Genomic DNA, 18,950 nt, shown 5'->3' with positions numbered 1-18,950 from the left:
TGAAGTCAGTAAGCCTAACAAGCTCTCAAGCACTGGCAAATGGAAGCCATCTAGCGGTGAACTTTATTCACCGCTTTTTAGCAGGTAGCTCGCCCCACACAGACGTATTAGTTTGCTTCTTGCCTTTCGGCGCTTCATTGTTAGCACTTTGGCTAACTGGGCGCTTAGCCTTGTTAGTTGTCGAAGACGTAACTCTTGGCTCATTTGTATGAGGGTTATTCCCGTTCGGATTACCTTTAATGCGTTTTCTATCGTTTGTCCGATTTTTTTCAGACACATTAGCGGCCGGTTTGTTAAGACTTGTTTGCGCGCTGCGGCCGGTACCTGATGAATCTGGTCGATATTTTTTCACCATACCCTGCAGTAAATTACGAACCACTTGATCGCCTGCGGGTTTGTAATTGCGATGGTCTGGCTTTCTAAAAAATGCCGACAGCTCACCTTTACTTATTCTAAAGTCTGCTAATTTAAGCACCGCTATCATATCGTCATCTTTATAACTCATCGCAATACGGATTTTGCGCAGCACTTCGTTATTGCTTAATCGCTCTTTTGGCCCCAGTTCTTGAGGCATTTGCCCTTCTTGACGCCCACGGTTTTTAATAATCAATCCATCTAGAAACAGCGCAATAATCTTATCGCGACACGGCAGATAGCCCTCTTCGCCTTCCCGCTTCATCACAGCATGTAAATAATCAATTTCCATGTCGTAGTTAACTAATTTAAAAATACTTAGGGCGGCGGTATCGTTTATCGCTAATGCATAACGAAGGCGACGTAGAACATCGTTGTGAATCATGTAAGTAGGCCTGAAAGGTGAGGTAGCCAATAAGCGGCATAGATTAAAGGTGTAGAGCCATCCGCTCTTTTTTACATTTTACACCACTTAAGCATTTGCATCTATCACAGGCTTAAAAGTAAGCGACATCAATTGGCTCATGGTGAAACCAAATTAACTTTCATGGCGTAACGATACTGTATATCTCATTACGCTCATTTCTCTGGAGTACCGAAATTGAGCTTATTGGTAAAAGGATCCTTCCATGGCAACGTTAAATCTCAATGGGAAAGACGTCAGTCTTCCTGATGACCCGCGAACTACACTGTTAGATTTTCTTCATCAACATTTATCACTGTTTGGCACTAAAAAAGGCTGCGACCACGGTCAGTGCGGTGCATGTACTGTTATCGCTGACGGAGAGCGCATCAACGCGTGCTTAGTGTTTGCATTTCAGCTAGAAGGCGCTGAAGTCACAACTATTGAAGGTATAGGTAACGGTGCAAATGAAGATGAAGCGCTTCATCCCTTACAACAGGCTTTTATCGAGCGCGATGCGTTTCAATGTGGGTACTGCACATCCGGTCAGATTTGTTCAGGGGTATCTTTGCTTCGTGAGTTAAGTAATGAAGACCCTAGCGCTGTTACTTATAGCCGTTCTCGAAATAGTACAGCATCTCTTAAAGAAGACATTAGTGAACGCATGAGCGGTAATCTTTGTCGATGCGGCGCTTATCCAAATATAGTTGACGCAATTACAGATGTGATTGCTTTGGAGAAACAATAATGCAGCCATTTAATCTCCATCATTACAACGGCGAAAAGCCGCTAGATAATTTCCCTCTAGACAATACATCACGTTTTTTGGCCGGGGGTACCAATCTAATAGACTTAATGAAACTACAGGTAGAAACGCCTAAAACATTGGTAAGTCTTGCGAAATGGGAACACGCTAACGCTATCACCGAAGACGACAATCACTATTATATTGGCGCCATGGTGACTAATTCTGACTTAGCGAAGTTTGCACACACGCATTCCTCTCTGTCCTTACTTGCACAAGCTTTATTAAGCGGAGCAACGGTCCAACTTAGAAACCGTGCGACGACGGCCGGCAATTTATTACAGCGTACCCGTTGTTACTACTTCTACGATACTACGAAAGCCTGCAATAAAAGAGAGCCTGGTACTGGCTGCAGCGCTATTAACAGCATGAATAGAATTCACGCTATTTTTGGCACCAGTGAACATTGTATAGCCACCCACCCTTCCGACATGGCGGTGGCCATGATGGCTCTAAACGCACAGGTACATACCCAGCAACCTAATGGCAACACTCGACAAATTTCGATAAGGGATTTTTATCGTGAACCGGGCGACACTCCACACATAGAAAATCAATTAGGTGAAGATGAACTTATTACCCATGTCAGCATAGAGAAGAAATCTAACGGCACGCAGTACTACCACAAAGTACGAGACCGTTCTTCGTATGCGTTTGCCCTTGTGTCTGTTGCTGCTGGCTTAAAAATTGACGATGGACGAGTTAAAGACCTTACGCTCGCCTTTGGTGGTGTAGGCACCAAGCCTTGGTACCCGCAAAAGGCAATACGCGTTCTTGAAGGCGCTGAGATAACACCTGAAGTTATATCGCAGGCGGCTGAGGCTGAATTATCCGGTGCAAAAACCTACGGCAGTAACGATTTCAAACCAGAACTATTGCGCAGGACGTTAGAAAAAGTGCTTTTAGAGATAGCAGAACATCAGGAAAAGCACCCCGAGCATGAAGGAGCTTTATATGACAACGCATAACGCTAAAACGGTTGGAACGTCAGTTAGCCGGGTTGATGGCGCTGCAAAAGTAACAGGCCAAGCAAGGTATGCTGCTGAGCATATGAACGAACGTACTCCTTTAATAGGCTGGGTTGTATCGAGTGACACTGCCGTAGGTGAAATCACTTCCCTCAATACAGAGCAAGCAGAACAGGCCGACGGCGTACATGCTGTGATTACGTATAAAAATGCGGGCCCCCTTAAGCCATTTAGTAAGCCTGCAGATGAAAGCAGGTTTACCCAAAGTCGCGCAGTACTTAACGAGCCTCACATTCGTCATTTTGGTGCGCCCGTAGCATTAGTTATTGCAGACACTTTGGAGCAAGCACGCTATGCTGCAAGTCTAGTCAGCTATACCATAAATGGTAGAACACCAGACTTACTCACAGAGTTTGATGATGCTACGCAAAAACCAGAGTCGTTGGATGGTGGATTCGAGGCAGACGCATCTAGCGGAAATAAACCACAGCAAAGCGATATTCGCGCAAGCGTCCACACAACCTATACCACGCCAAGCCAAATCTCGGCCGCTATGGAGCCTCACGCCACGGTTGCCGATTTTAAAGATGGCAAGCTTGAGGTCTATTGTAGCGTGCAAATTATTGCAACGGCTGTAGAAGCGCTCGCGATTACCCTAGAAATGGATCCAGAAAACATTGTAGTACAAAGCCCCTTTGTAGGCGGTGGCTTTGGCTCTAAGCTAGGTCTTCACTACGATGCTACGCTTGCTTGTATAGGGGCTAGGCATTTAGAACGCGCGGTAAAGGTGGTGTTAAGTAGACGACAAGTCTTTTATAACACTCCTCACCGCGGGCACAGTACTCAGCAGATAAACCTTGCGTCTGGTGATGATCATGCACTGCTAAGCGTACAGCACAAAAGCGCTATGCCAAAAGCTAAAGGCTATGAATTTGCCGAAGCAACAGGGGCTGGCGCACGGGTAACCTATAAATCACAGTTTATTGAAAGCACGCATAGGGTTAAAGACGTAGACCTTCCGCTTATTGACTCTACCCGCTCTCCTGGAGATGCCATTGGCTCTCTTGCTTTTGAGTCGGCTATTGATGAACTTGCTCACGAAGCAGGAATCGACCCGCTTGCGTTTCGTATAAAAAACCTGCCTGTCGTACACCCTATGAAAGGCACGCGGTTTACCACCCACAACTTAGGTGAGTGCCTTCGCCAAGGCGCGCAAAACTTCAAGTGGCAGCATAAAGCGCAGCCCACACCGGGTAAACAAATTGGTCATGGGGTAGCGAGTGCTATGCGCATGAATGTACTGGTGGAAAGTTCAGCTGAAGTGGAATTGAGTGCTACCGGTGAGGTAACGGTTCGCACTGATATGACAGATATTGGTACAGGCACCTACACTATTCTTACACAAATTGCCGCCGATACTCTAAATACGTCGGTAGACAATGTCACAGTAAAACTAGGCGATAGCCGCTACCCCGCCTCATGCGGTTCAGGTGGCTCATTCGGAGCCGCTAGCTCTGGCTCGGCGGTTAAAAAGGCGTGTGAAGCGCTTATTGCGAACATTAAAAGCTCACTTCCCCCTGCCCTTAGCCAAGCGGAAGTGCACATTTCAGATGGTCAGATAAAGTTACAGCCTAGCGCACAAAGTAACATTGATGCTACGACTGAGGCGCTCTTGCTAGACGACTTTATCTCTCACAGCGACTTCCCGTTATCAGCAAGCGGCAAAGTATCCGAAGACGACACTAGTGATGATGAGCAGTACTCCTGCGGCGCGCATTTCGCGGAAGTTGAGGTAGATGAGTACACAGGTGAAGTTAGGCTTCTTCGTCAATATGGTATGTTCAGTGCGGGGCAAATTTTGAATATGAAAACAGCTGCCTCTCAAATAAAAGGGGGAATGGTATGGGGCGCAGGCTATGCGCTTACCGAAGGGATCCACCACCATACAGATACGGCAAGCTTCGTAAACCCAGACTTCGGTGAGTATCACGTTGCCGTAAATAGAGATATTAGCGAGGTAAGTTTAGATTTCTTACAAGAGCCTGATTATGCCGCATCGCCAGTAGGCGCCAAAGGCATTGGTGAGTTAGGCATTACTGGTGCTGGCGCCGCTATTGCTAACGCAATTTTTGATGCATGCAAAGTGCGGGTAAGAGACTTTCCCATTACTATGGATAAAATAATCGCTGGTAAAAACTAAATAATAAAGAAGCGGCCTAATTAGGCCGCTTCAATACACTTTACTTCAAATGACTATCAAAAAAGTCTACCGTTCGGCGCCACGCTAACTCCGCGTCTTTGGGGCTGTAACGACTTGTCGAATCGTTGTGAAAACCATGCTGCGCTTTGGCATAAGTAAAGGCTTCATACTCAGCGCCTTTTTCCTCTAATATGGCTTTATAGCTTTCCCATGTGGCATTCACTCGCTTATCGTTCTCGGCAAAGTGAATCAATAAGGGGCCTTTTACCTGGTCAACTAGCGGCTGCTTCGCGGGTGTCCCGTAGAAAGGAACGGCAGCGTCTAACTTGTCAGGTATGCTGGCTGCTAGAAAATTAGCAATATACCCACCAAAGCAAAAACCTACTACACCAAGCTTGCCTGTGGTTTTTTCGTGATCTTTTAACCACAGTGCTGCCGCTACCATATCTTGTTCTATCTTGTCCTTATCAAGGCTCTTTTGCATAGCACGGCCATCGTCATCATTTCCCGGATAACCACCTAGTGGAAACAGCGCATCAGGGGCAAAAGCCACATAACCTTGCATAGCAAGCCTTCTGGCTACATCTTTTATATAAGGGTTTAATCCACGATTTTCGTGCACCACCAAAACACATGGCGCCACACCGGATTCTGGTAAGCTAGTGGGCTGCACTAAATAACCGCCGCCTTCACCATGGCCTTTGGGCGAAGAAAAAACTTCGTAAGTCGCTTTAATTGCGGGGTCATTAAACGAAACCTGTTCTGCTTTGGCATAGTCAGGGATCAGTGCGCCACCAATAGCGCTCACGGTCAAACCTGCAACTGAAAGCGAAGCAAGCCTGGTCAAAAACGTTCGACGGTCTATATCCCCGTGGGCGTATTCGTCGTACCAATCAAACGCCTCTTGAGGGATATTAAGCGATGCTTCTTGCGGTGTTTTTTGCGGTTTTGGGGAGGTATTTTGCTTCATCTGTTTTAACCCTAATGTGGTAGCACAAACACCGTGCTCCGGAAATTGTCGATAACATCTACTCTACGTGGGATAGCCAAGAAAGCAAAGCGCAATTCTTTTACAAAGCAATAACTCTTTACGTCACATAGACTTAGTACCTTGTAACCACCAAGACGCTGCAACTTGTAGTGGCGAGGGGTCGTTAGCTTCAGAGACCCAAACAACGAGGGCGTGTTTTTTGGCTTTTATATGAGTGTTACTAGGCAAAGGCAGACTAGCCACATATTGCTGAGCATGAGCATTGTTGCCGTTGCTACTCAATAACGCGCTTTCATAATCGACTACTATAAAGTCGTGAGTGAGTTTACGCCCCGCGTTTTCTCCCCGCTTGACTGAGGTTTCTATGCCAAAGCCAAGTAACGCAGCGTGAACAACTAGCGTGTTCGATGTACTTCTGTTGATATTGTTGAAGGACACCTCAATGATGTTGTTTTGAACTGAAGCATGAAGTTCGCCAGACAGAGGGGCGACTCGGTTAGGTAACGGCTGCCCGCGAAACCAACCATTCCAAGCGCGGCCATTTAAGACAAAACCGGGCGTGGCAACAGTGTTGGCTTTGCCTACGCGCTTATAGTCTCGTTGCCTTTTACTAAAAGCACTATCGGCAAACGGGTCTTTCCAACCCAAATAATCCCAGTAGTCCACGTGAAAGTTGATGGGAACCAACTCTGTCCATAATTTTTCGCTATCTACAAAGCCTGAAATCCATTTTTCTGCCGGTGGGCAGCTGCTGCAACCTTGGGATGAATAAAGCTCCAAGACGGTTGTTTGATTAGGCGTACTGGTAAGTATAAAAGGCGCGTCTGCTGATTCATTGGATGATAAGTTTGGTGTTAGCAACGGTGCTAATTCAGACGCTGGAGCATGCGCTAAACCTGCGGTTTTACTCTCATTAGAGTGCAGAGTAAGGGCAGCTTCAACTATGGGGTTCTTTGCTGCTTGGCTCGAAGCATTATCTACGTCTCTATTTATAGATGTTGAAACCATCGATTTTTCCGGCTGTGCATTAATACGCCAGTCGTAATCAATAAAGCGAAGCTTGTAATTGGAAGGTATTGGTTGCTCAATATATTTGTTGATGTATTGGGGTAAGTCTCGGGCTTTGCCCGACGCAACAAAGTCTTCTGTATAGAAGTCTAATATTTCTGACACGTACGCTCGTTTGCGTTTATCGTCCAAATAGAAGTGCTTTTTCTTGCTGAAAAATTCATAGGTAAGCTGTTCTAGCGTTTCATTTAATTGCTCCGGGTAAAATGGCGTTTTAGGTAGTCGTGGACAATCTTTCACCATACAGTTAAGTGCGAAGTGTGCCCTTGGTTCGTTTAGCGGCCTTATCACGTCATTTTCATAGTCGTATAAATTAGTGACTTTCCCGCCAATCACCACATCACGAAATTTAAAAAAAGCGGCGCGAGAGAAAAAGCTTGTAAAGCCATCTGGAATACCTTTTTCAACCACGCCATACATTGCCAATGCGTTGTAGCTATTAATGTGATAGCTCATTACTTCTTCTGGCGAAGTGAATAATTCAGGTGTTGCTGTTGGACTAGCAAAGCCAATAAAAGATACGACATTTTCTAGTGGCGCAATATCCTCAGACAAGGCCTTAAAATTAGTTCGCCCTTCTTCATCAACATAATTTGCTAATACATACTCCCAGTCTTGGGTCGCTTGTTTGTAAGCTTGCTTCAGCGTAACAAGCGCTTGGTTTTCAGCGTCAGCACTTATTGAATTTACTTTATTTGGCTTTTCGCTTGCATTTACACTCTGTACCAAAAACAACAAGAAAAGCGCTAAAACCCATGAAACAAACACCCGCAAAGCGTCACCGTATGCGCTGTTAAACTTGAGCGAATTAGAATACTGCATGGCTTCTTCCTTATCCTATTTCTAAAGTTTTTTGATTTGAGGGAACGCTACTTGGTCTAGCGCCAAGATCGTTATTTACACCGTGAACTGACTCATGACTTAGCTCTTGGCTTAGCTCTTGGCTTACGTCTTGATTTAACACCTTAGATGACTCACTGTTTGATTCGTTTAAGGCCCCAATGATGGGTTCGTGAACAGGCTTATCATCGGCAAGCAGTCGAATAGGGATCACGTTATCCTCTCGATAGCGCTCTCCTAATGGCTGGTATTGCTTTACCTGCCCGCGATGGTTGGTGTAAGAAAGTGGTTTCAATATATGCTCATCGCGCTCGGCGTTGTGTTTACACATGGAAACAGGGCCGTCTGCTGTCATTACCATGAATGAACACGCATCAATTCTGTCCTGCTGCAGCGCACTGGCATCCATAAAGTTTTGAACGAAAAACGACAGTTTATGCACACGCCCCCGACTTTTAACTAAACTACTGCGCATTTCTAAAAGCTTTGCCAATGTTGCTTTGGCGAGCTTCCAAATCCATAGTGGGCGAGTAAGCAGTGCTTTACTGTAATCCCATATAATCTTTGCGGTGCCGTGCTGCCGCGTTGTTTGTATGTGCTTGAAGTCTTCAATAAATTGCGCAAACAATTGCGCGTTATCAACGACAGAATAGACTTGATTATCGGCAACTAAAGTGGGCATGTAGCTGTGGCAATCACTATGGCCGATACGTACCTTTTCCCACGGCAAAGCTTTAGAAATTGTTTTCTCAATGGCCGCTTTGACTGTAAGCGGGTCGACCACATCCGTTCGCGCGCCCCACTCTCCTCGGCCGGTTTCAGCTTGTAGCTGAAACGAAGCAAAACTTACCGCATCTGCGTGCTGTACAAAAAAATCCACCAGCATGGGCAGTTCTTCAAAATTGTCGGTATGTACCGTGGTGTTAAAGATAACCATCAGGCCCAGGCCTTTGGCTCGCTCTATGTACTCTTCACGAATAGCATTTAACGACTGCTCATCATCATAACCTTTGCGCTCTTGGGTGGTGTCTACGTGAAATGCAACGTCGTTAAGCCCAGCTTCGGCAAGCTCAGTGAGCAGGTCTCTGGTAGCAGCAATTCCATTTGTAAATAGCGCCGTATGTAAGCCAAGTTGATTTGCATAGGCAACAATATCGATAAGCTCGCTGCGTTTTCTTAACGTGGGGTCGCCCCCTGTAATTTGCACGCTGGTTCCAGGCCCGTAGTGTTTAAGCACATTGTCTAATCGCTTGAACACTTCTTGAATGGGAATATCACGAACTGCTTGCGAATGCTCTGACAAATAGCATAAGGTGCAATCAAGATTACACTTTTGCGTAATTTCAACAGCAACACAGCCAATGGTATGCGTTCGCCCCAAAAGTTGATTGGGAGTAAAATGTTCGCCCATTCGCTTTCGTGTAGAGGCAAGTTGTTGATTTCTTGTGGTACCAGGGGAGCACGTCATTTCAATGTGTCTTTTTCAAACTACTCAGTATCAACAAAGACCTTTTACACTTAAAAATACTTTCAAGGCGTGCCGTTTTTTTGCACTAACCACTTTGTTTTATTGTGTAACAAGTCATGCAGAAGCTAGTGAAGCCAAGCTCGCCTTAGCTACGCCATTGAGTACGTTCGAGGAAGTGAAGAGCCTTGTGTTTTCTGACCCTTATTCAAGCCTTCCGCAATATGAGGTGTCGCGCAAACACTTTGACATCAACGGCGAGAATGTACTGTTGAAACACGCTCAAAGAACCCTTTCATCAAATGCAAATTTTATCGAATTAGACACCAAACATAAGCTACTTCAAGCCAACGGAATTTGCTTTGCCGGTACTTGGAAGATGAGTCAAAACAGCCCTTACTCTGGGCTTTTTCAAGCGGGCACAGAGGTACCTATTATTGTTAGGGCATCCGTCAGTTTAAGCGGAACAAAACAGCGGGATAAACGTGCATTTGGTGTAGCGATTAAGCTTTTTCCTTATGCCCATAGTGCACTTACTGAGAACATATTTCTTATGCACTCTCTTGGCGGTACAAAAACAAAGCATGTTGCAAATTTGCCTATGACTAACGAACCAGCGCTTGGTGAACTGCCTCCTTTTAGCCAATTGCTTACCGCTTATCGGTTGGAAAGCGATCTTGAGAAAGCCGATAAAGCGTTTAGCGGTAAAAAAGCCAATGCGCGGTTTAGACCAGTTTCTCATTTAGCCGCGGTAAAGGTTGGGGGTGCAAACTCTAGATTGGCGGGGCATACAGAAGAAAGTACGCGAAAGCTGAGCATTTCAGCGCCAACTGCATCGAAAGAAATCGAATTAGAGCGCGAACTTGAAGTAAAAAGCGAAGCTGATACAAAAACCGAAATACAAGGCCCTCACTGGTTAAGAGCTGCATTACGGCCAGATACACCGCTGGTAGACGAAGACGACTTTCGAGATGAATTGTCACTACAGCATTACCCCAATCAGACGCTGTCTTGGGCTATTTCTGCCGCCGCGTTTAATAACGATGGAATAGATAAAGCGCATTGGCAACAAATTGGCGAAATTATATTAACCGAGTCGGTTGTTTCGCTTACCTGCGATACAAAGCTTCACTTTAATCACCCCGCAATCAAATGACATTGGATAATTCCGTTTAAATGGATAAACCTCGCGCTAGACGGTTTTTACTGCCTATCGAGATTACCGTATAGTATGCAGTGTACTTTTCGTTTTGTTTTAAGTGTTGTTTCATGTCCGCTTCCTTTCGCAAAAACAGTCGCAGTATTCACTTGTGGCTGTCGCTGGTTATTTTTATCCCTGTGATCATTGTTATCGCTAGCGGCTTGTTATTGCAGGTTAAAAAAGAATTCGACTGGATCCAACCGCCTACGCAAAAAGTGCAAAAAGGCCAAAACAGCGCGCCAACGCTGCCCTTTGATGAAGTGCTTGATGCTGTAAAACAGGTGCCTCAGGTTAACTTAAATAGGTGGGACGATATCGACCGTTTAGATGTTCGCCCCGGAAAAGGCATCATAAAAGTACGCGGCAAGAACCATTGGGAAGTGCAGCTTGATGCCCAAAGCGGCGATGTGCTTCAGGTTGCCTACCGACGCACAGACACCATTGAAGCTATTCATGACGGTAGCTGGTTCTTTGAGGGCGCCAAGCTATGGCTGTTTCTACCCGCTGCACTTCTACTTTTTGTGCTGTGGGTAACCGGCCTTGTTATGTTGTACACCACCCTGAAAAGCAAATACCGAAAAAAGAAATACCGCCAGCCACTTAACAACTCATAGTTGGTAAGTGATGGCTAGCTGTACACTTTCCCCTTGAGCAAACGCGGCTTTGTCATCGGCACTGGTGTAGTAGTGTTGATTCGTGAGGTTACTCCAGCTTGCTTGAAGTTGCATATCCTCACTTAACTGCCAGTTTGCGCCAATATCTAGGGTAAAAACATCGCTAAGGGCTCGTTCGCCGTCTGCAATGTTTGTCTTACTGGCCCGATAGCTTAGTACCGTAAAAAAGCGCGAGGCTTGCCAATTAACACCTACATCTAGGCGCTGATTGTTTGCCGGTATATCTGCAATGGTGTTTCCCAAGTTATCTTCACCGCTAATCCACATGCCACTAAGTCGAGCATCTAAGATGCTGTCTTGTGATTGCCAGCTAACCTGATAGCTTGCGCCTTCTATGGTTGCACTATCTAAATTAGCATATTGAAGTACATCTTCAGCAACTGTAATACGTTCAATATAGTTATCAATTTGCTGATGAAACACTTCAATCGAGCCCTGAATGTGTTTTGCCCTATAGGCCACGGTTAGCTGTTTATTAAGGGCTTGTTCGGTTTCAAGCTGTGTACTACCCAGCACTGTACCTCGAGGCGTTTCCCCAGCAAAGAAACGCTCAGTTAACGATGGGTTTCGAAATGCACTAGAAACATACAGGCTAGCCGCCCAATAGGGAGAAAGCTGATAGTTTGCGCCCAAATAGCCACTAAAATTTGTAGTTGATTGCGACCTACTAGGCTGGACATCATTAGGCTGAGTTGCGCTGGCACCTGAATCATCAGACTGTCGCTGCCAATCAACCCTTGTACCGATAGCAACTGAAAAGCTTTGCCACTGGCGTGAAGCATCAACGACGGCTGCAGTATTAATTTCACTGGCATCAAGCGTACGCACTTCATAGGCAAACTCTGGTTCAACTGTACTTGTAGTTATACCAAGTGGCGTTGCATTAGCTGGTAGGCTTTCTGCTGGCGTTAACGTAAACTCTCTTTCATTAGCCACCACGCCTTCCCGGCCGGATAGCTGAAACTGCCAGTTCAAATCCCAGCCTTTTAATTGCGAATCTGTATTGATATTGAAGCCATAATCAAACGCCTTGTTTTCGCTGTCATTTATACGACTCTCTGGTCGCAACACCGAGGTATCTAAGGTTGATTTATGCCACCAGATATTCCCAGCATATAAATTATCTTCAAACGCTATCTTACCAAGCCAATGGATATTGTTTGGGTAGGTTGTTCTTCTGCTTTCAGGGTAGTCACTGCTGGATTTACCAATATCTTTGTTATTTGAATATAATGTCCAGGCTTCTTTTATAATGCTATTTTCAGGTCTGTGCCTGAGGAACACTCCTGTCTGTTCAAATTGATCAAACAAGATATTTCCACTCGCGTCCTCACCGTTATTCGCGCTTCTGTATGAGATATTCCAATCTGTAACCCCAGGCTTTTCTGTGCCGTTTGCGCCATTTTTGCTGCTACCGGCATAACTCACAGCTTTCATCTGCTGATTACTGCTGTAACCTACTCTTAAATAGGGCTCCTGCATTGATTCAAGCTGTAAGTTCACCGCGCCGCCTATAGCGCCTGAGCCTAGATAAGTGGAAGCTGCCCCCGGTAATACGGTGGCTGACGAAATAAAATCGGGCGGAATAAAGCCTACACTAGAACCTGCGCGCCTATCGCTGACGATAGGTACACCATCCAGCAAGGTTTGAATTCGCCACCGCGAATACCCTCGCACACCAATACTTTGTATCTGTCCCCCTTGCCCATTTAGCGATACTGACGGCGATTGAAGCAGCACATCATTGGTGTGCAAAGGCGAAACAAGACTACTTTTATCAAATTCATATTGTGGAAATATGCGTGACAGCGCTTCGTCATAATAGGGGCGCGTAGCTGTTACCGTATAGCGTTCGACACTATTGGACGGTTCGCTTTGAGCAAAGCTCGGTGTCGTTAAAAGTGATAACAAAAACGCTGCAAAAAACCGTGACGGGCATATAGATGGCGAAGATGTACAAGGCGAAGTAACAGATGCAGGTAAACCTGATGAAATTTCAAAAAACACCGAAGAACGTTGAGTTGGAAAAAAAGTAAACAATAAAGGTCTCACTAACCGATACGGACGAATGATAGAAGTACGTACCGAAAAATTTGGTTAAAAAAAAGAAAAACGCGGCAGTAATGCTACTGCCGCGTGTTAAGCCCAACTAGACTAAAAATCAGGCTAGTCGGCCGCTATTTAGCGATTACAGGAAGACCTGTTGTCCACGGGCCACCGGCATCAACCACAGCTTGTTGCAGCTTAGGTACAGCAGTATTTTGTAGACTACTGATGCGCGTAACTACGCTACCTAGGCTATCTTGAGCATAGCTAAGCTGATCTTTGTGCTGCTGTGTAGGACCATAAGATGAACCTAACGCAGAACGTGCATAGCGCAGGCGACTCATGATATTCGCCGGCTTGATGCCCATTTTATCGCGAGATTTAAGACCGTAAAACGCTCTGCTCACTTCGTTTATCTCGTCTTGAATCGCAGCAAATTGAGCTTCAAGTTTAGCCACATCATTTGGCGTACGGTCGATAGCTGTGCGCAACAGGGCCATTGTATCTTTAATCTGCGTCAGCACTGTCGTTGAAGAGAGCGCACGTTTTTGCGCATCGCTTACCTTGTCTGAATAAGAAGCAATTTCTTCATAAGTGGCACCTTCAAGTGCACCTTGAACAATAGGCTTAAGTTCAAACGAAACAGGTTCAGAAAGTGGTGTTACCTCGGCATTAACGCGCTTGAACAAGGTAGCGGTATAGGTACCGGGCAGCGCCATCAAACCTCTATCTTTACTTTCTTTATCCGTTAGCGGACTCGTCGATGTATGCTTCATATCCCAGGTGATGCGATGTAAGCCTTTATTAACTTTACCCTCGATGCGCTTAATAACGTCTCCGTCGCTGTCGCGTACCTCAACATAGACTGCTGGCGCCGCTTCTTGATTCTCAGCTTCTACAGCTTCCCAGCTTGGATATTTAGGATACTTCTTATCTTCTATTAACTTCTTCTCAGCTTCTTGGCGTTTTTCTTTTGCCGTAAGCAAGCTGTCTTTCAGATAATAGGTGAAAGTTGCACCGTGCTCAGGGTTTTCGGCAACAAAGCGGTCGTCGCCGTCAGAGTCAGTGTGATTGTCATCTAGCTGGAACCATTTCACTGGGCGGCTCGGGCCAAACAAAATAGCGTCTTGCTGCATAGACTTTTCAGTTAATGAACGCAGCGGCGCGTAGTCATCAAGAATATAAATACCCCGACCAAAAGTACCAGCCACAAGGTCATTCTCACGACGCTGTATTTTCACGTCGCGGGTTGAAATGGTCGGCATGCCACCGTCTAACTCAACCCAATCTTTACCACCATCTACCGAGAAAAACACACCAAACTCGGTACCGATAAAGAGCAAGTCTTTGTTCACATGGTCTTGCACAATACGCCAAACTAAGTGCTTCTCTGGCAAGTCTTCAGCAAGTGATGTCCAGCTTTTACCCAAGTTAGTCGATTTAATAAGATAGGGCTTGTAGTCGCCATATTTGTGATTATCCAGCGCCACATATACGGTATTAGGGTCGAACAAGTCAGCGCGAATATCATTCACATAGGAGTTGGCAGGAATGCCTCTGATATCGTCTAACTCAATCTTTTTCCACGATTTGCCGCCGTTTGTCGTAACTTGAATAATCCCGTCGTCAGTGCCTGCCCACAGAATATTTTCATCCACTGGGCTTTCAGCGAAATTGGCAATGGTGTGGAATTCGGTCATGGCATATAAGTCCCAACCGGCCTCTACCGACCAAGTGCGCCCCATTAATGGCGAGTGCATACGATTGCCGTTTTTCGTTAAATCGCCTGATACCGGCGTCCAGCTATCACCGCGATCATCGCTACGCCACACCCGCTGCGATGCAAAGTAAATACGCGCGGGGTCGTGAGCTGAAACATTTATCGGCGCGTCCCAGTTGTATCGTTCTGCCGGGTCGCCTGGAAGTGGCTGAGGCTTAATGTATACGCCTTCACGGGTTTTCATATCAACTCGGGTCAAGTTACCCTGTTGCCACTGTGAATACATAATATCAGGGTTGCCAGGCTCTACTGCTGGGCCGTGTCCGTCACCACCTAACGTTAAGAACCAATCTTTGTTCTTTATTCCTTCTTCTCGCATAGTGCGTGAAGGCCCGCCTTGGGTAGAGTTATCCTGCGCCCCTGCGTAAATCTTGTAAAAAGGTTTTGAATCGTCTGGCGCAACTTTATAGAACTGGGTCAACGGCAAATTAGCCATAAAGCGCCAGTTCGCCATTCTGTCGTGAGACATATAAATACCGCCATCAGACCCCATTAAAACAAAATCCGGGTCTGTGGGATGAAAGGCCATTGCGTGATCGTCTACGTGCTTGCGCTTAGTATTGATAGGTGTCCATGTTTTACCGCCGTCGTCTGATACTTTACTGTAGTTGCTGGCGATATAAACACGGTCAAACTGATGCTGGTCCGCGAAAATTTCTTGATAATAGTGAGGGCCAGTACCGCCGCCTACTTCATCAGACATTTTAGTCCAGCTAGCGCCCTGATCAGCTGAGCGATAAAAGCCACCGCCGCGATTATCAGTTTCAATGGTGGCATAGATAACGTCAGGGTTCATAGACGATATAGCCATACCAATTTTACCCATATTTCCTTTCGGCAACCCTGTTTTAAGCTCCGTCCAGGTTTCGCCACCATCGTTAGAAGTATGAATACCAGCACCTTCGTTTGTGCCTACGTAAGCGCCGATTGAGCGCTGGCGAGCCCACGTTGCTGCATAAAGTTTATCTGGGTTGCGCGGGTCGATAAGTAAAGAGGTTACGCCCGTCCATTTATCAGCAGGCTTAAGCACTTGCTTCCAGGTTTCTCCCCCGTCGGTAGTCTTATATAAGCCGCGCTCGCCGCCGCCACTCCAAAGTGGTCCTTGAGCTGATACCCACACGATATCTGGGTTGGTAGGATGGATAATAATGTCTGAAACGTGCTCTGACTTCGACAGCCCCATGTTTTTCCAGGTTTGTCCGCCATCTAATGATTTGTAAACACCGTCGCCGAAGCTGATGTGTCGACCGCCATTGTTTTCGCCCGTTCCCACCCAAATAATATTTGAGTTACTTGGTGCAATAGTCACATCACCAATAGAGTAAACAGGCTGGTCGTCAAAGATGGGTTCCCATGTAGTGCCAGCGTTGGTGGTTTTCCACACACCGCCAGAGCCAACAGCGGTGTACCATGTAGACGGGTTGTTTTGGTCAATTGCAATATCGGCTATTCGGCCCGACATATAAGCAGGGCCAATGTTTCTAAGCTCCATGGCTTTAAAGGTTGCGCTGTTGAATATGCCGTCTTTATCGTCTTTGTCTGCGTAGGTGGGTGAGCATGAAAGTGCAATTGACACCGCAACTGCCGCTTTAAGAAGCTTTTTCATTATTATTATCCGTTGTGTGTTGGTAGAGCATAGCGCTCTGTTTAAATTGTAGTATTACCAGTTATAGCATTACTAATAATTGCTTAAAGTTACAATGTAACATACGACCAACAGCACAATAGTAGAGTTAAATACATTCAGCACTCACTATACTTTCTTTAATATTTCAATTAATAAACAACAAAACCAGTAAGATATGCTCAATAACGTCGAATCGCTACCAGCGCTTTGAATCTGTATATTTAAAGCGCCTAATTCATCACGCAATTATAAATAATCCGTAGTATGTAAAACTAAACATATCAAAATATGCATAAGATGGGCGGTGTTAATATTCTTTTGCTGATACACTGAATGCTTTAATTGCATTATCCTGTAGTTAGTGCCCGTTATTTCTATTTAGTAAATGGTAGTGACATCGTTTTCGTGAAATTAGTTTCAAGCAGCTTTTGTTTCCTTATTTTGATGCTATTACTCTGTGTACCAGTGGAGGTACGCGGGTCTTTGCCGGCTCCACAGAAACAAGACCGTTCCGTTCCAGCAACCTCTGTCAGCATTGATAAAATGAAAGAACGTGCACTGTCTTTATATAAGGCAGGGAATTATGAGCAGGCCATTTCAATATTTTCAACGATTGCTAAAGCATTAGAAAACCGAACTCGCGAAAACGACGTGTCTGCGTTGGGCAGAGCCTACACCTATATTGCCCAATCATATAAAAGACTTAAGCTACGCAAGGAAACTGCGGCTTTTTACAGGAAAGCGTTAGCCACTTACAAACGCATCGATAGTAAACGCAATATTGCGCGCACCTTAAATACCTTGGCGGAAGCCGAACGCTACCTTGGCAATTTAGATACTGCGCTGAATTTGGTCATGGAAAGCTTACGCATACACGGGACGATTGACGACCCGGAAGGGAAAGCCAAAGCGCATATGGGCGCGTCGATTATTTTGCGTTACATAGAAAATTACGAACTATCTCTTGAGCATTTAAAGCTAGCTTATGCTTATTTCAAACGTGAAAACGATGCCGTAGGAACGGCCAAAACAGCGAACGAAATAGCCCATCTTTATGTGCGCTTGGCTTCTTTTGAGGAAGCCCGGTCGTTTTATGAGGTCGCCTTAGAGTACCCAGCTGATCAACTTCCCCCTGCCACAGTAGCTACCGCTTTGCGAGAACTGGCTGGGATTGAGGCGATAGCAGCAAACTACCAAGAAGCGCGTAACTACGCTAACCGTGCTATGGCTATTTACAACACACAAAATGCACCTGAAAAGAAAACCGCTGTATTTCGAATTATTGGTGATGCGTATAAAGGCGAAAATAACCTTACCAAGGCCATTTACAACTATCAGGCGAGCTTGAACATCGCTAACGAACTGGATAACAACTTATTTAAAGTAAAAGCGCTTTTGCCACTAGGCGAAACATACTTTCAGCAACAAAACTTAACAGATAGTAAGCGTGCTTTTGAAACAGCGCTAACGTTTTCTGAAGACTTGCGAAACAAGACATACCGTTTGGCAGCACTCAAGGGGCTGCGAGAGGTAAGTTCTGCGACTGGCCAGTTTCAAGCTGCCCTCGAATTTGCTGAGAAAGAATTGGCGCTAAGTGAACAGATACAGCTTGAAAACAGTGAAAAAGATTTGGAGAAAGCCAAAGCCAAATTGCTATCGTTTAAATTAGAGAACCAGGTGGAAGCACTTAAAGAACAGACTCGTTTAGATGAGCTAGAAATAGCGAGACAGAATAGTGAAATTGAAATATCGCGAAAAGAACAACAAATAGCCAATCTTCAATTATCGAAAGAGCGATACGCAAAGATAATGTTATCGCTAGTGGTTATTGTATTAGTCAGCATCGCTTTAATTTTATATCGAAGCTACAGTATGTCGCGGCGTAAAAATGCAGAGCTTCACTATCTTGCTACTCACGATTCGCTAACCGAATGCTTTAACCGGCGCTATCTGTTTGATTCATTGAGAAGTCTTTTTTCAGAATCACACGCTACAAACTCTGCCTGTCTTGTGATGATAGATATTGATCACTTTAAAAAAATAAATGACGACTTTGGTCATAATGCAGGGGATGATGCGCTCAGAGGCGTAGCACACGTACTGCGCCAAAACATATCAGACGATGACGTGTTAGCGCGTTTCGGCGGAGAAGAGTTCTGTATGGTGTTGTACAACATTTCTCTAAAAGATGCCTTGACCGTCAGTGAACAAGCTCGTTCACAAGTGGAAAGTTACGGCTTTGGCGAAATAAAACTAACTTGCAGTATTGGTGTTACCTCAATTGAACTTGGCGCTTCATCACCTACAGAGTTTATAGAGCAGGCTGATAAAGCGCTTTTCTTTTCAAAGGCTAACGGACGTAACCAAGTCAACGCTTATACCGCTACCTAGTTAGCGATTGCTTGTACTACTTGATTCCCGGTTACCCGATTTCCCAAGTCGAAAAGTTAAAACAAAAAATAAGCTGC

At 45.4% G+C, this 18,950-nt stretch carries 12 protein-coding genes; 6 read left to right on the top strand and 6 right to left on the bottom strand.

Annotated elements, in window-relative coordinates; genetic code table 11:
- Positions 1 to 67: 67 nt before the first annotated feature.
- Entirely contained in the window at positions 68 to 799 is a 732-nt protein-coding gene (locus tag ACYTPF_RS06655) for a YehS family protein (RefSeq protein WP_461851637.1), read from the bottom strand.
- A 244-nt stretch (positions 800 to 1,043) separates the two neighbouring features.
- Here ACYTPF_RS06655 and ACYTPF_RS06650 point away from each other — a divergent pair, with 244 nt between their 5' ends.
- From ACYTPF_RS06650 to ACYTPF_RS06640, 3 genes are read left to right on the top strand one after another with little or no spacing between them, the layout of a single operon-like run.
- Complete coding sequence (locus tag ACYTPF_RS06650) at positions 1,044 to 1,565, top strand: (2Fe-2S)-binding protein (RefSeq protein WP_269916918.1); 522 nt, start codon at positions 1,044 to 1,046, stop codon at positions 1,563 to 1,565.
- Entirely contained in the window at positions 1,565 to 2,590 is a 1,026-nt protein-coding gene (locus ACYTPF_RS06645; protein ID WP_461851636.1) for an FAD binding domain-containing protein, read from the top strand. Before ACYTPF_RS06650 ends, ACYTPF_RS06645 begins: the two co-directional genes overlap by 1 nt.
- Entirely contained in the window at positions 2,577 to 4,790 is a 2,214-nt protein-coding gene (locus ACYTPF_RS06640; RefSeq protein ID WP_461851635.1) for a xanthine dehydrogenase family protein molybdopterin-binding subunit, read from the top strand. The genes ACYTPF_RS06645 and ACYTPF_RS06640 overlap by 14 nt, the downstream gene beginning before the upstream one ends.
- Positions 4,791 to 4,830: 40 nt before the next feature.
- On the opposite strand, the gene ACYTPF_RS06635 is transcribed toward ACYTPF_RS06640, so the two are convergent.
- The 3 genes from ACYTPF_RS06635 to ACYTPF_RS06625 all read right to left on the bottom strand — a co-directional run bounded on the left by ACYTPF_RS06635 (position 4,831) and on the right by ACYTPF_RS06625 (position 9,157).
- Entirely contained in the window at positions 4,831 to 5,760 is a 930-nt protein-coding gene (locus tag ACYTPF_RS06635) for a dienelactone hydrolase family protein (RefSeq protein ID WP_461851634.1), read from the bottom strand.
- Positions 5,761 to 5,883: 123 nt separating this feature from the next.
- The gene (locus ACYTPF_RS06630; RefSeq protein WP_461851633.1) at positions 5,884 to 7,671 is read right to left on the bottom strand and encodes a DUF1223 domain-containing protein; all 1,788 of its coding nucleotides are present in this window, start codon (positions 7,669 to 7,671) and stop codon (positions 5,884 to 5,886) included.
- Between the two features lie 10 nt (positions 7,672 to 7,681).
- Positions 7,682 to 9,157, bottom strand: coding sequence for a radical SAM protein (locus ACYTPF_RS06625; RefSeq protein WP_461851632.1), 1,476 nt, complete (start codon positions 9,155 to 9,157; stop codon positions 7,682 to 7,684).
- Positions 9,158 to 9,314: 157 nt separating this feature from the next.
- On the opposite strand from ACYTPF_RS06625, the gene ACYTPF_RS06620 reads away from it, so the two are divergent.
- A complete protein-coding gene (locus ACYTPF_RS06620) occupies positions 9,315 to 10,310 on the top strand; it encodes a hypothetical protein (protein WP_461851631.1) in 996 nt (331 codons plus the stop codon).
- A 113-nt stretch (positions 10,311 to 10,423) separates the two neighbouring features.
- Complete coding sequence (locus ACYTPF_RS06615; protein WP_461851630.1) at positions 10,424 to 10,969, top strand: PepSY domain-containing protein; 546 nt, start codon at positions 10,424 to 10,426, stop codon at positions 10,967 to 10,969.
- On the opposite strand, the gene ACYTPF_RS06610 is transcribed toward ACYTPF_RS06615, so the two are convergent.
- Positions 10,964 to 12,940: a TonB-dependent receptor gene (locus tag ACYTPF_RS06610; protein WP_461851629.1), complete on the bottom strand. Its 1,977-nt coding sequence runs from the start codon at positions 12,938 to 12,940 to the stop codon at positions 10,964 to 10,966. The genes ACYTPF_RS06615 and ACYTPF_RS06610 overlap by 6 nt on opposite strands.
- Before the next feature lie 266 nt (positions 12,941 to 13,206).
- Positions 13,207 to 16,461, bottom strand: a complete 3,255-nt coding sequence (locus tag ACYTPF_RS06605) for a WD40/YVTN/BNR-like repeat-containing protein (RefSeq protein WP_461851628.1) — start codon at positions 16,459 to 16,461, stop codon at positions 13,207 to 13,209.
- Between the two features lie 504 nt (positions 16,462 to 16,965).
- Here ACYTPF_RS06605 and ACYTPF_RS06600 point away from each other — a divergent pair.
- Positions 16,966 to 18,873 carry a tetratricopeptide repeat-containing diguanylate cyclase gene (locus ACYTPF_RS06600; protein ID WP_461851627.1) on the top strand — a complete coding sequence of 636 codons (1,908 nt, stop codon included), beginning with the start codon at positions 16,966 to 16,968 and terminating at the stop codon, positions 18,871 to 18,873.
- Positions 18,874 to 18,950: the final 77 nt, after the last annotated feature.

It is taken from the genome of Alteromonas sp. HB246098 (genome assembly GCF_054890645.1).
The sequence above is the reverse complement of the archived record's forward strand: the minus strand, read 5'-3'. Positions and strand labels throughout refer to the sequence as shown.

Excerpts from the sequence above, each read along its gene's own strand:
- ACYTPF_RS06655 (WP_461851637.1), bottom strand. The coding sequence starts at position 799 with ATGATTCACAACGATGTTCTACGTCGCCTTCGTTATGCATTAGCGATA.
- ACYTPF_RS06650 (WP_269916918.1), top strand. The coding sequence starts at position 1,044 with ATGGCAACGTTAAATCTCAATGGGAAAGACGTCAGTCTTCCTGATGAC.
- ACYTPF_RS06645 (WP_461851636.1), top strand. The coding sequence starts at position 1,565 with ATGCAGCCATTTAATCTCCATCATTACAACGGCGAAAAGCCGCTAGAT.
- ACYTPF_RS06640 (WP_461851635.1), top strand. The coding sequence starts at position 2,577 with ATGACAACGCATAACGCTAAAACGGTTGGAACGTCAGTTAGCCGGGTT.
- ACYTPF_RS06635 (WP_461851634.1), bottom strand. The coding sequence starts at position 5,760 with ATGAAGCAAAATACCTCCCCAAAACCGCAAAAAACACCGCAAGAAGCA.
- ACYTPF_RS06630 (WP_461851633.1), bottom strand. The coding sequence starts at position 7,671 with ATGCAGTATTCTAATTCGCTCAAGTTTAACAGCGCATACGGTGACGCT.
- ACYTPF_RS06625 (WP_461851632.1), bottom strand. The coding sequence starts at position 9,157 with ATGACGTGCTCCCCTGGTACCACAAGAAATCAACAACTTGCCTCTACA.
- ACYTPF_RS06615 (WP_461851630.1), top strand. The coding sequence starts at position 10,424 with ATGTCCGCTTCCTTTCGCAAAAACAGTCGCAGTATTCACTTGTGGCTG.
- ACYTPF_RS06605 (WP_461851628.1), bottom strand. The coding sequence starts at position 16,461 with ATGAAAAAGCTTCTTAAAGCGGCAGTTGCGGTGTCAATTGCACTTTCA.